Genomic DNA, 13,412 nt, shown 5'->3' on the forward strand with positions numbered 1-13,412 from the left:
CATCAGCCTTGCTTTTTCCAATTCTTCGCTGTTTGAATCACTTCCTCCAACAAATGCACCCACTGTTTTCCCAGCGCGTAGGCCTCGCGGGACCCGGCGCGGGAAAGACCGGCATCGCCCAAGCGCATGCGCAGCTCCGCGTCCATCACCAGGTGGCGCAGCAGGGTATGCCATTCTTCAGGGGTTTCGGCTACCAGCCCGCCCGCCTGCCAGGTGGTGACCGCCGGCATCGGCGAGGCCAACCAGGGAATGTGTTTGACTCCGGCTTCCACTAACACCCGGTCAGATACCGACTGGTTATAGGGTGTATTACGCAGCGGCAGCATCAAAATATCTACCTGGTCCAACAGGTAAGGGTAATCCGATACCTCGACCGGCGGCAAAAAGACACGGCGGTCGTCCGGCACAGCGTCAAACATCTGAAACACCTGGCGGCTGCCGCCAATCACCAATTGCGTATTGGCAAACTCCCGCAGGGTTCGAATAATCACCCGCCGCACCGAGGCAATATCATCAAACAGCCCGGCCTGCCCCAACCAGCCGATTTGCACGCGCGGGCGAAAGCCCGGCCGGCGCTGCCAGAGGGGATTGGCGCGCGTCCAGCCGTCAGGCGCGTAGCGCGCGTTGTACCCCGCCGACTTCAAATGGTTGGCCAGCATCTGGCTGGGCACCGTCACCATCGAAGAGAGCAGTAAAGAAGCCGTGTACGCTTTCGCGCTGTTCATCGTGCCAAGACCAATCTGCGCGTATGCCGGGTGTGATACCGGCACATGCTCAAAGTCATCGTCCAGGTCCAGCACAATGGGAATGCGCACCGCCGAACAAGCCGCCAGGCTTTCCAACAGGCGCGGCGCCTGGTGCGGATTGCTGGTGATGATCACATCGGGTTTCGGCAGTGTTCCGCCGCGGATCTCTGAAATCACATGCACTTCACAGCCCTGCAACTGCAAAGCGTCCCGCAGCACGATGGTGCGCTGCGACAGGCGCTGGTTGTTGGCCACCATCACAAACACCCGCCCGCGGAAGCGCTCTGACGCTGTTACCTCCACGCCCTTGGCGGGGTCATCGCGCCGTGGGCTGGTTTCCAGTCCGGGCGCGGGGTTGGGCGGCGTTTCGGGCGCGGTTTCTTTTTTCGGGTTTAGGTTCTGCTGCAGCAAGATATTGGTCTGCAGGTCTTTTAACTGCTCAACCAGGTCTTGCCTCCCGTCGAAGCGCGCCTGGCGAATGTTTAACTCAATCAAAGCCGGCAGCAGCGCGTCAATATCATCCAGGTGATCGGCCACCTCATTGGCCGGGTCGGTGCTGTGAATAATGCTGTGCAGCAAATTGGCCGCCCGCTGGATCTCGTCTTCCGAGATCGGTTTGCTGCTGCCCGTCAGGCGCTGCAGCAAGCGCGAGATCGCGTCGGGGTGGGTGGGCACTTCCTCCGGCTCCGAATCGCTGTCCTCCGCGCGCGCCAGGCGCAGTCGGCTGAGGATTTCCTGATTTTCAGCATCCAGGCTTAACGCGTAATCATACAGTTTCGCCGCTGTGGCATAGTCTTTCGCCGCCAGGTAAAGGTCACCCAACACCAGCAGAGCTTCGGTATCTTCGGGGTAATCTTCCAGAATACCGGCATACACCTCAACCGCCTTCTCCAGGCGGTTGCTGCTCATGTGCCCTCTCCCAATGGTTTTACGAACTCGTAAGTCCGTTTGCTGGGTAAATGATAGTGCCATCAACCTTACCGCGCGTCCTTTAACCTGCTTTACTGACTTCGGCGAATCAACGCCGGGCCTGTCTGCTCCCGGCAGCTTAAATGTACCTTCATCAAATACATCTCACAATAAAAGACATCTGAAAGGCGCATAAAGGATGAGTAAATCTCAATCCTCTTCTTCTTACGTCTTCATCATGAAGAATTTACCATCTTTTTACTGACAAAAATAATCCACTTCCCTAGAATGAAGGTTGCTATGAACCAGACAAATTTTATTCCTTCATCTTCAGTCGGGAATGTTGCCGGTTCCGCGTCGGGTCTCACCCAGCGCGCCGCCGACTCTTCCAACCTGAACTTTCAGGACATTCTATCCACCATGATGCTTACCAGTGTGATGGGAGGCGAATCGGGGGGTGGAATGAGCGCCGGGCTGCTCACACCCTTGCTGCTCACCCTGCTCGAGCAATTAATTGCCCAAGAAGCCAACTCATCCTCTTCATCTGCACTACCTTGGGGAGATGATTATACCGCCGGCCTTTCCGCTGCATCAGACCTGCCTGTGCCGCACGACACGCGCCTCACTCAGGATTACCACGATGGCCACATCGGCCTGGATTATGGCGTGCCGGTCGGCACCCCCATTCGCACCAGCATTCCGGGCAAGGTTACCTACGCGGGCTGGAACAACCAGGGCTACGGCAACCTGGTGATTGTGGAAAACGGTCCCTACCAGACCTATTACGCGCACCTTTCCGAAATTCCCGTATCCGTTGGCGATACCGTCTCCACCGGGCAGGTGATCGGCCTTTCTGGCAACACCGGCAATTCCACCGGCCCCCACCTGCATTATGAAGTCAGAGTCAACGGCCAGCCGGTGAACCCGAAAACCACCCGCCTTTAGCCGATTGCGGGTTTTTTATGCAACCTTTACGGGCGCGCTGGCTTTAGCGCACCCGGCAAACACCGAAAATAAATATGACGGCACCCACGGTTTGCGCCGCCCATCCGCCGGATGGAACGCGCAGCCCAGAAATGACCTGGAGCGAGACCTGAACCTATGAAGCTTCAATTAGACATTAGCGCAGACGAAATGCCCATTTTTCTGGCAGAGACAGAAGAACATCTTCAGACTCTGGAAGAGAACCTTGTGCGCATCGAACAAGAGGAAAGCGACCCGGAATTAATCCAGGCCCTCTTCCGCGCCGCGCACACCTTAAAAGGCATGGCCGGCATGGTCGGCCACACCCGCCTGGTGAACCTCACCCACGTTCTGGAAACCGCCTTCGACGGCGTGAGAAAAGGAAACCTGGGCGTTTCATCCGGCCTGATTGACCTGTGCCTCGACGCGATCGACGGCCTGAGAGTTCTGCGCGACGAAGTGGTCCAAGAAAGCCCAGACCTGGTGGATATAGAGCCGCTGGTTGAGCAGTTTTCCATCTTCCTTGAGACCTCCATCCGAGCCAATCAGATCGAGACCCTGGAATCAACACCCAACCAGGCTTCTCACCTCAACATTAAACCCAAAGCCGAAGCCGCCCCCCCAGCGCCGCAAAATGGAAATGACGCGCTCTTCATCGAGGCCCACATCGCTTCCAACAGCATCGCCTCTGCCGCGCGCGCCTTCCAATTGATGATGGCTCTTCAGGGACTGGGAAAAATCGTGGATATGTCGCCCACCCAGGCGGAGATCGAAAGCGTTGCGCCTGTTTCCGTCTTCACCGCCCGGCTTGAAACCAGCCAGAGTATTGAGGACGTGCGCAAAGAGCTTTCCTTAATCTCCGAGGTGGAAAAACTCTCCATTCGCGGCAAGGAAGAGGAAGTGGAAACCACTCCCGAGCCACCATCCCAGCCCGCCGAAGAACCGTCCATCGCTGAGCCGACCAAACTGGGCGAATACCTGGTGTCGCAGCACATCATCACCCAAAAACAACTGGAGAGCGCGCTCTCCGCCCAAAAGCAATACCGCGGCGCGAAGCTGGGCCAGATTCTGATCGAGCTGGGCATCCTCTCTGAAACGGCGCTGGAAAACCATGTGGATGAATTTGTGCGCCAGCAGCGCGCCGCCCTGCAGAACATTCAAAGCGCCAGCGCCGATAAGAGCCGCGTCGCCGATAAAACCGTGCGCACCAGCGTGGAACGCCTCGACAATTTGATGAACCTGGTCGGAGAATTAATCACTGACCGCAACCGGCTAAACCAACTGCGTAACAAGCTGGAAGCCGAGCAGCAGGGCAACGACCTGGTGATGGTCATCTCTGAGACCGTGGGGCATATTGGGCGCATCACCGATCAACTGCAAGAAGAAGTCATGCAGATCCGCATGCTGCCCATCGCCAACATCTTCAACAAATTCCCCCGCATGGTGCGCGACCTGGCGCGTAAGACCAACAAAGAAGTGGAACTGCTGGTCAGCGGCCAGGAGACCGAACTCGACCGCTCCCTGCTGGAAGAAATCAACGATCCGCTCATTCATCTGGTGCGCAACGCCGTAGACCACGGCATTGAAACCCCCGACGTGCGCGAAGCCGCCGGCAAACCGCGCGAAGGCACCGTGCGTCTTTCCGCGCATCACGAGCAGGGACGCATCGTCCTCACCGTGGCCGACGACGGCAAAGGCATCAACACCGACAAACTGAAAGCTTCAGCCGTCAAGAAAGGCCTCATCACCGAAAGCGAAGCCGCGGCCATGAATCACGAAAAGGCTGTAGACCTGATCTTCATGCCCGGCCTTTCCACCAATGATAAAGTAACCGACATCTCCGGGCGTGGCGTGGGCATGGACATTGTGCAAAACAACATCTTGCGCCTCAACGGCACCATCCTGGTCGAAACCGAGCCGGGCAAAGGCACCACCTTCCAGATCATCCTGCCCCTCACCCTGGCCATCATCCCCACCCTGCTGGTGCACGTGGAGCCGATCACCTTTGCCATCCCGCTGGTAACCGTGCTGGAGACCCAGCGGCTCACCAAAGCTTCCATCCAAACCATCAACGGTCGGCCGGTTACCATCATCCGCGAGAAGGTTCTGCCCCTGGTGTACCTCTCAGAAACCTTTGACCTGCAGCAGCAAGAACAAAACGCCCACCATAACTATGTCGTCATTGTGCAATCCAGCAAGCAGCAATTTGGGCTGGTGGTGGACTCACTGGTGGGCGAAGAAGAAGTTGTTGTGAAATCGCTTGGCGCGCTGATCGGAGAAGTGCCGGGGATTTCCAGCGCCGCCATTCTGGGTGATGGAAAAGTAGCATTGATTGTCGATGTGCAAAGCCTGGTTCGCCTGGCAACCGCGCATTAAGGGATAACAAAGGATATACAAATGAACCTTGATGAGTTACTGAACGACAACCTGCTGGTGGCTATGCAGTCCATCGTCACCAAAGGCGTAGAGCAGGCGGCCGAAGGTTTCTCGGGCATGTTAGGCCAAAGCCTGACTGTCGACTCGCCCAAAGTGAAACTTGTCGACGTTACTGAGATTCCCAGCATGCTCGGAGGTCCAGAAAATGAGGCTGTCGGCATTTACCTGGCGTCAGAAGGCACCATGTGCAGCCAGTTTATGCTCATTCTGCCCTATCAAAAAGCCCTGGAGCTGGTAGACCTGCTGATGGAGCAGCCTACCGGAACCACCGACAAATTGGGCTCCATTGAGCGTTCCGCTCTGGCTGAGGTGGGCAACATCACTTCGACCATGTTCCTGAACGCCATCGCCTCTCAAACCGGTATATCCAGCCGGCCCACTCCCCCGGCCGTCATGGTCGACATGGTGGGGGCCATCCTGGATATCATCGTGGCCACAACAGGCGGCATTGCCGAAAAAGTTCTCTTGCTGCAGACCACCTTTAATTGTGGAGACCGTGCCTTGAATGCAGAATTTTGGGTCGTTCCCGACCCCATCACCCTCAAACCCATTCTCGAAAAGGCGTCGCAAGAAAATGGAAAATAGTGTCAGCGTTGGCCTCGGTGAAATTGCAATCAGCCGCAACCCCGATGAAGTGTTGGTCGCTTACGGATTGGGGTCCTGCCTGGGGATTGGTGTCTACGATCCTGTTGCCAGGGTAGCTGGCTTACTGCATGCGGTTCTTCCCGAAAGCCCCAACGGTTCCAGCGCCAACGGTTCGGCAGCCAAATACGTCAACACCGGCATTGTCGAACTGATGAAGGGCCTGGAAGCTGCTGGCGGCAGCCCAGCGCGTGCGAAAATCCGCGTGATTGGCGGAGCAAACATGCTGCTTTCCAGCAGCCTGTCAAAAACATTCGATATTGGTACTCGCAACATCGAGGCTTCACGAAAAACGTTTGAAAAAATGAGGCTGAAAGTGAGTGCCGAGGAAGTTGGCGGCCACACGGGCCGGACGGTTCGCTTATTTGTCCACAATGGACGGATGACCTTCCGCATTGTGGGTGGCAAAGAACAAGAAATTTAGACCCCTTGTTGAAATCAGGAGAGAAAGCACAATGACCAAGATTCTTATAGTAGACGATGCCGAATTCTTACGCGTGCGCATTTCAAAAATGCTCACCGGCGACGGCTTTGAAGTCATCGAAGCGGATAATGGCTTGCGAGCCGTCGATACCTACAAAGCCCAGAAACCCGATCTGGTGTTGATGGACATCACCATGCCCGAAATGGACGGCCTGAGCGCCCTCAAAGAAATCCGCTCCTTTGATTCTGCCGCCAAAGTGGTTATGCTCACCGCTTTGGGCCAGGAATCAGTAGTGCTGGAAGCGATCAAGTCGGGCGCCAAAGATTTCATCGTCAAACCCTTCGAACGCGACCGGGTTCTCAACGCCATTCAAAAGCTGGTCTAACCCACCATTATGAACGAGAAACCCTCGGCAAGCAGCCCTGAATCGGGCAACCCACCAATTCGCGTGTTGGTCGTTGATGATTCGGCCTTCATGCGCTTCACCATCACCCGCCATCTTTCGGAGACGGCCGGTATTCAGGTGATTGGTTCTGCCCGCGATGGAAAAGAAGCCCTCCAACTGATTCCGGAACTCAAACCAGACGTGGTTACCCTGGATGTTGAAATGCCCCACCTCGACGGGCTTTCCACCCTGCGCGAAATCATGGCCGAGTTTCCGGTGCCGGTGATCATGGTCAGCAGCCTCACCAAAGAAGGCGCTGTGGAAACCATCCAGGCGCTCACCTATGGCGCTGTAGATTTTGTGGCCAAGCCGAGTAACAAAGCCTCCGTTTCTGCCATTGTGGAAGAGCTGGTAACCAAAATTCAGCGCGCCTCACGCGCGCGGGTAACCCGAATGCAGCGACGGGCCATTACGCTGCCCCAGCAAACGGCCAGCCCGGCTGCCAGCAACAAGAGCGTTCGCGCCCTGCGGCGCGGAGAGCCGCTGGTTCTCATCGGGTCGTCAACCGGCGGTCCGCGCGCCCTCAACACCCTTATCCCCATGCTTGCCGCCGACACCCCCGCTGCCTTTGTGATTGTTCAGCACATGCCCGCCGGCTTCACCCGCTCGCTGGCCGAGCGCCTCGACTCGCTCTCTGGCCTCTCTGTTAAAGAAGCTGAACCGGGCGACATTCCCGAAGTGGGTAAAGTGCTTTTGGCGCCGGGCGGCTTTCACATGGTGTTTGACCAGAACATGCAGGTAACCCTCAACCAGAATCCCACCGTGCATGGGGTGCGCCCCTCGGTGGATGTAACCATGAACTCGCTCGTTCAGCACTGCCCCGCCCCCCTGCTCGGCGTCATCCTCACCGGCATGGGCAGCGATGGCACCACCGGCTGCACGCTCATTCACAGCCGTGGTGGAAAAATCCTGGTGGAAGACGAATCGACCTGTGTGGTTTGGGGCATGCCGCGCAGTGTCATGGAAGCCGGCGTTGCCGATCAGATTGTCCCCCTGGACCTGATGGCCCAGGCAATTACCAACACAATTCGGAAATTTTAACGGACGTTAAGGACCAGCCTATTATGGATATGCAAGTGTACAGCTCGATCAAGGTTTCGGTGAAAAAATTGCTCAACATCGACCTTGAACATTACAAAGACGAACAGATGCGCCGCCGGCTGGATTCATGGTTGATTCGCACCGGTATGAAAGATTGGGAAAGCTACTTTGGCTTAGTCAGCACCAATCCCAACGAGCTGCTGCGCTTTCGCAACTACCTCACCATCAATGTTTCCGAATTCTTCCGCGATAACAACCGCTGGGACGCGCTGCAGCGCAGTGTGATGCCACGCCTGCTCGCCGATGCCCAGGCCAAACGCCCGTCAAAACCGCTGAAACTGTGGAGCGCGGGTTGTTCCATTGGCGCCGAACCCTATTCGCTGGCCATGATGCTGCAAGAAATCGCCCCCACCCAAGAGTACAGCATCCTCGCCACCGATCTCGACCGGGGCGCCATTGAAAACGCCAAAAACCGCGGGCCATACCTGGATAACATCGTCCAGAACATGCCCGCCTTTTACCGTGAAAAATATATGGAGCCGGGCGGCCCGCCTTACTTTGTTAAACCCAAAGTTGGCACCCGCATTCAATTCAAAGAGCATAACATGCTCACCGAAAACTTCGACCAGAATTTTGACCTCATCATTTGCCGCAACGTGATCATCTACTTCACCAATGAGGCTAAAAGTCTGCTTTACAAAAAATTCCAACAGGCTTTAAGGCCGGGCGGAATCCTCTTCCTGGGCGGCACAGAGATCATCCCCCGCCCGCAAGAGATTGGGTTCAAAAATCTGGAAGTGTCTTTTTATATCAAAACCGAGTAACCACGCATGAACCTCACGATTAACACGCTGTTGGATCGAATTGGAGAACTGCCTCCCATGCAAGAGGCGGCTCAAAAGGCGTTGATTATGATCCGCCATCCAGACACCAATATGCGCGCCCTGGCAGAAGTGTTATCAACCGACCAGATTCTGGCCAGCCTGGTGTTACGTTGGGCAAACTCCGCGTATTACGGTCTGTCTGCTCCGGTAAAGACAGTTCAACAGGCAGTGGTTGTCTTAGGAAAAAACACCATCCAAAGTCTTCTCTTCGCCGCCACATTAGCCAATCTGCTCAACCGCCCCGCCCCAGGCTACGCTCTGGATCGCGGCGCGCTGTGGAAACATTCCATTGGTGTAGCCGCGGGTGCGCGGCTGATCGCTGCCCGCTACAACCCAGCGCTCATGGAAGAAGCCTACCATGCCGGTCTGCTGTGTGATGTAGGCAAACTGGCGTTGGAGTTTTACTTAAGGGATGTTCAATTTGACCGAGAAAAGATTAAGAACATGAGTTTCATCGAAATTGAAACCGGCCTTTTGGGAATGGACCACGCGGTCATCGGCAAAGAATTAGCCCACCGCTGGAACCTGCCGGTTTCTCTCCAAAATGCCATTGCCTTTCACCACCGCCCCAGCCAGGCCGGAGACGCGTTTATTCTGGCCTCCGCGGTGCACCTGGCAGACGCGGCCACCATGCTGCTGGGCATTGGCATCGGATCAGACGGCCTGCAGTACCCCCTCGATGAAGCCGCCCTGGTCCGCTTGAACTGGAGCGAAGATAGTTTCACAGAATTATTCGAAAAAATTCCCGCCGCCGTCAGTGCCGCGGTTGACCTGATCGGAATGATGAAATAACAAACAACGTACTTGTTGATAGGAGCGAGTGAATGAATGTCAAATTCTTAAACCCATTTCTCGACGCAGCACATGAGGTACTGGAAGCCGAAGTGCAGGTAGAGATGCAGCGTGGAACGCTCACCCTGCAAAAATCCGCCCTCACCACCGATGACATCACCGTGCTGATTAACCTGGTGGGACAGGTTCAGGGTGTAGTGCTGTACGGCATGTCGAAAACAACCGCTTTGAATTTTGTCTCACAAATGATGGGCCAAAAATTTGAAGAGTTTGATAACCTGGCCGAAAGCGGAATTGCTGAGCTGGGAAACGTGATCTCTGGCCGGGCCACGGTCAAATTAGCCGAAGCCGGCTACGATTCCACCATTTCACCGCCCACCCTCATCACCGGCAAGTCGGTGCAAATTTCCACCCTCGATTTCTCCAGGGTCATTGTCCCCATGTCCACCGAACTGGGCGATATCATCGTCCACCTGGCGCTGCGAGAAAGCCCCAAGAACGCCACCGAGAATTATGTGCCGCTCATCCAAGATGCCGTGAGAGCAAAGTAAACCCCACCGCCTGGCGGATTGACCCGGACAATTCCGGAAAGGAACGATCCATGAATGTAAAATTTCTCAATCCATTTTTAGAGGCCACCGCGGAAGTTGTAAAAACAGAAACGGGTTATGACCTTAAACGGGGGGACTTGAAACTGGAAGAAAAACCCTACTCCACCGGTGAAGTTACCACCATCATCGCGATGGTCGGCGGGGTGGAAGGGAATGTGTTTATCAGCATGTCGCGGGACACCGCCCTGCAGCTGGCCACCCGCATGATGCGCGAAAAGTTTGACGAATTTGATGGGTTGGCGCAAAGCGGTATTGCCGAACTGGGCAACGTCATCACCGGGCGCGCCAGCGTTAAGCTCTCAGCCACCGGCTACGAAGCCACCATCTCGCCCCCCACCATGTTGATGGGCGCGGGGGCTGTTATCTCTACCCTCGATTTTCACCGCCTGGTCGTTCCGTTTTACGCCGAGTGCGGGGAAATCGTTATTCATCTGGCATTACGAGAAGGCCGGTCATCCGCTGTCAACGCGGCCCAAATACCGGTTCCCAGGCGGCCTTCATTGTGAATTTTATGTAGTCTCGATTATTGAAACAGGAGGTATTTCATGGAACGGCAAGTAGTTGTATTTGAACTGGCCAATGAGCAGTACGGCGTGGACATTTCCACCGTTGAAGGCATCATCAAACTGCAAACGATTACGCGCATGCCCCAGGCCCCCGCGTATGTGGAAGGCGTAACCAACCTGCGCGGCAATGTGGTGCCTGTGATTGACCTGCGAACGCGCTTTGACCTGCCCAAGGTGGAACCCACCCACGACACCCGTATCGTTGTCGCCTATATGGATCATTCCAAAGTCGGCATGGTAGTCGACGCGGTATCGCAGGTGCTGGTTGTCCCTGAAGACGCCATCGAACCCCCGCCCCCTATGGTCACCACCATCAACAGCGCGTTCATTACCGGCATCGCCAAACTGCAGAATCAATTAGTGATCTTGCTCGATCTGGGCGAAGTACTCTCAATCCAGGAAAGGAAAGAACTGCAGGCCATCGCTTAAGCGGCTTTTTTTATTGGGGTTAAAGGTATTCAGAAAGCAGAGACACATGAAAAAGGGAATCGCATTTACCGGGTTGAAGTTTAAATCAATACAGGTATACCTGACGTTAACCGTCGGCATAATCCTGTTGGTAATCCTGGGGATCAACACCTTCGCCAGCCTTACTTCGCTGAATCGGATTTCAAGCTCAAACGCCCAAACCATCGGTCTAAACCAGGCCAAAGCCAATGCGGCAGCCATTCAGGGGAAATTGGAAATCGGCCTGGATACCGCTCGCTCCTTTGCGCAGGCCTTATCCGCCCAGAAAACGCTCGGCGAAAGCAGCCTCACGCGCCAGCAAGTAGAGGCCATGACCGAGCAAATCCTGATCCAAAACCCCAATTTCAACGGCATCTATACCATTTGGGAGCCCAATGCCTTTGACGGACAGGACGCGGATTTTGTCAACGCCACAGGGCACGACGCCTCTGGCCGTTTGAATGCCTACTTTGCCCGCGGTGACAGCGGGCAAATCTTCCACGACCCGGCCTACGGCTACGAAACGGACGCCTACTACACCTGTCCACGCGACACCCTGACTGACTGCATCAGCGAGCCGACTGTTTACGAAGTGGGCGGCAAAAACGTTTTGCTCACGTCGCTCACCGCGCCCATTCTGGTCAACGGGAAATTTGTGGGGATTGTTGGTGTTGATTATGACCTGAACTTCTTGCAGGGCATTGCCGACAGCATAGATCTCTACAACGGCACCAGCAAGATGACCATTTTCTCCCACCAGGGCATGGTCGCGGGCCGAACCGGCGAGGCAGGTCTGGTTGGCAAGCACATTACGGATGTAGATACGGGCGCCGGAGAAGATTTAGCCATCATCCAATCCGGCGAGAGTAAAAATCAGCTTGAAGATAGTTTGCTGGAAGTCTTCGTGCCCATTTATACCGGCAACAGCAGCACTCCCTGGTCTGTCGAGATTCTCATCCCGGCTGAAGAAATCCAGCGAGAGGCCAACCAGGCCATGGTGAACCTGATCATCCTGATGGCTATTCTGGTTGTGATCGGCCTGGTATTGTTGTGGTTTGTGATTGGGCAAACCATTTCCAAGCCGGTGAAAAAGGTGGCCCAGATCCTCAAACGCATTGCCCTGGGCGACCTGCAGCGCGACATGGCTGAAGTCAAAGAACGCCAGGCATTGGTCAATCGCTCCGATGAAATCGGCAGCATTGGGCAGGCCTTTGAAGATATGCTTGCCTACCTGCAAGAGATGGGCATTGCTGCCAGTGTGATTGCCGCCAACAACCTGCAGGTTGAAGTGCGCCCCGTCTCAGAACAGGACGAATTGGGGCACGCCTTCTCGCGCATGATCCACAGCCTGCGTGAGACCATTCAAGACGTTACCGAAAACGCCAACCAGCTCAACCTGGCCTCCGCACAGCTGGCCGCCGCCTCCAACCAGGCCTCTGCCGCCGTTTCGCAAATTGCCACCACCATCCAGCAGGTGGCTAAAGGCACCGGCCAGCAGTCCGAAGCCACCTCTGTTACCGCCGCCTCAATGGAACAGATGCGCCGCTCGATTGACGGCGTGGCCAAAGGCGCGCAGGAACAGGCCGAAGCCGTTGCCCGTGCCGCCGAGATCACCGCCCGCTTCTCCCAATCGCTGGATGTGCTGGCACAAGCCGCCCAGGGCGCGGCAGAAGGCGGCGCGGCTACTGTCACCGCTTCAGACAAGGGCGCGCAGGTGGTGGAGAACACCATCAAGGCCATGAACACCATCCGCTCCACGGTCGGCCAGTCTGCCGACAAAGTGCGCGAGATGGGCGAGCGTTCCGCGCAGATTGGTATGATCGTCGAAACCATCGACGACATCGCCTCGCAGACCAACCTGTTGGCCCTCAACGCCGCCATCGAGGCCGCCCGCGCCGGCGAGCACGGCAAAGGCTTCGCCGTCGTTGCAGACGAAGTCCGCAAGCTGGCCGAGCGCTCTTCCTCTGCCACCAAAGAGATCACCAACCTGATCAAGACCATCCAGACCACCGTCAGCGAAGCCGTCAGCGCCATGGATATTGGCATCAACGAAATTGAGCGCGGTGTGCAAACCGCCAACCAGGCCGGCGACGCGCTCAGCTCTATTATGGAAACTGCCGCCGGGGTAGAAAAAGGCGGCGCGGAAGCCGTTCAGGTGGCCCGCCAGGCGCAAAGCGCGGCCTCCGACCTGGTTTCAGCCATGGATACCGTCTCGGCTGTGGTGGAACAGAACACCGCCGCCACCGAAGAGATGGCAGCCGGCTCGCTGGAGGTCTCGCAATCGGTTGAGAACATCGCTTCCGTCAGCGAAGAAAACTCCGCCGCTGTGGAAGAAGTCTCTGCCTCCACCGAAGAAATGAGCGCCCAGGTGGAAGAAGTTACCGCCTCGGCCCAGTCGCTGGCCGAAATGGCCGAAGCGCTGAATGAAATTGTGAACCGCTTCCAAATCGGCTCGCGCGCCGAATAACAAAATCAACCGGCAGATTCCCGGTCAGTCTCTCCAGGC

13 protein-coding genes are annotated in these 13,412 nt (G+C 56.2%); 12 read left to right on the forward strand and 1 reads right to left on the reverse strand.

Going from position 1 to position 13,412, the window contains the following annotated elements; translation table 11 throughout:
- Positions 1–2: 2 nt before the first annotated feature.
- A complete protein-coding gene (locus ADN00_RS17440) occupies positions 3–1,718 on the reverse strand; it encodes a tetratricopeptide repeat protein (protein ID WP_152966409.1) in 1,716 nt (571 codons plus the stop codon).
- A gap of 237 nt (positions 1,719–1,955) precedes the next feature.
- On the opposite strand from ADN00_RS17440, the gene ADN00_RS17445 reads away from it, so the two are divergent.
- From ADN00_RS17445 to ADN00_RS17500, 12 genes are all read left to right on the forward strand, one after another.
- A complete protein-coding gene (locus ADN00_RS17445; RefSeq protein ID WP_075064298.1) occupies positions 1,956–2,600 on the forward strand; it encodes a M23 family metallopeptidase in 645 nt (214 codons plus the stop codon).
- A gap of 156 nt (positions 2,601–2,756) precedes the next feature.
- On the forward strand, positions 2,757–4,994 hold the full coding sequence (locus tag ADN00_RS17450) for a chemotaxis protein CheA (RefSeq protein WP_075064299.1): 2,238 nt from the start codon (positions 2,757–2,759) through the stop codon (positions 4,992–4,994).
- Positions 4,995–5,015: 21 nt separating this feature from the next.
- Positions 5,016–5,639: a chemotaxis protein CheC gene (locus ADN00_RS17455; protein ID WP_075064300.1), complete on the forward strand. Its 624-nt coding sequence runs from the start codon at positions 5,016–5,018 to the stop codon at positions 5,637–5,639.
- Positions 5,629–6,120 carry a chemotaxis protein CheD gene (locus tag ADN00_RS17460; protein ID WP_075064301.1) on the forward strand — a complete coding sequence of 164 codons (492 nt, stop codon included), beginning with the start codon at positions 5,629–5,631 and terminating at the stop codon, positions 6,118–6,120. The genes ADN00_RS17455 and ADN00_RS17460 overlap by 11 nt, the downstream gene beginning before the upstream one ends.
- 31 nt (positions 6,121–6,151) lie before the next feature.
- Positions 6,152–6,505, forward strand: coding sequence for a response regulator (locus tag ADN00_RS17465; protein ID WP_075064302.1), 354 nt, complete (start codon positions 6,152–6,154; stop codon positions 6,503–6,505).
- A 9-nt stretch (positions 6,506–6,514) separates the two neighbouring features.
- The gene (locus ADN00_RS17470) at positions 6,515–7,606 is read left to right on the forward strand and encodes a protein-glutamate methylesterase/protein-glutamine glutaminase (RefSeq protein WP_075064303.1); all 1,092 of its coding nucleotides are present in this window, start codon (positions 6,515–6,517) and stop codon (positions 7,604–7,606) included.
- 23 nt (positions 7,607–7,629) lie between these two features.
- Entirely contained in the window at positions 7,630–8,430 is an 801-nt protein-coding gene (locus tag ADN00_RS17475; protein ID WP_082390363.1) for a CheR family methyltransferase, read from the forward strand.
- A gap of 6 nt (positions 8,431–8,436) precedes the next feature.
- Positions 8,437–9,282, forward strand: coding sequence for an HDOD domain-containing protein (locus tag ADN00_RS17480; RefSeq protein WP_075064304.1), 846 nt, complete (start codon positions 8,437–8,439; stop codon positions 9,280–9,282).
- A gap of 32 nt (positions 9,283–9,314) precedes the next feature.
- Positions 9,315–9,833, forward strand: coding sequence for a chemotaxis protein CheX (locus tag ADN00_RS17485; RefSeq protein ID WP_075064305.1), 519 nt, complete (start codon positions 9,315–9,317; stop codon positions 9,831–9,833).
- Positions 9,834–9,883: 50 nt separating this feature from the next.
- Complete coding sequence (locus tag ADN00_RS17490; RefSeq protein ID WP_075064306.1) at positions 9,884–10,399, forward strand: chemotaxis protein CheX; 516 nt, start codon at positions 9,884–9,886, stop codon at positions 10,397–10,399.
- A gap of 39 nt (positions 10,400–10,438) precedes the next feature.
- On the forward strand, positions 10,439–10,888 hold the full coding sequence (locus ADN00_RS17495) for a chemotaxis protein CheW (RefSeq protein ID WP_075064307.1): 450 nt from the start codon (positions 10,439–10,441) through the stop codon (positions 10,886–10,888).
- Between the two features lie 46 nt (positions 10,889–10,934).
- Positions 10,935–13,373 (forward strand): methyl-accepting chemotaxis protein, encoded by a 2,439-nt coding sequence (locus ADN00_RS17500; RefSeq protein ID WP_075064308.1) that lies wholly within the window; start codon positions 10,935–10,937, stop codon positions 13,371–13,373.
- Positions 13,374–13,412 lie beyond the last annotated feature (39 nt).

This window comes from Ornatilinea apprima, assembly GCF_001306115.1.
GTDB classification, from domain to species: Bacteria; Chloroflexota; Anaerolineae; order Anaerolineales; family Anaerolineaceae; genus Ornatilinea; species Ornatilinea apprima.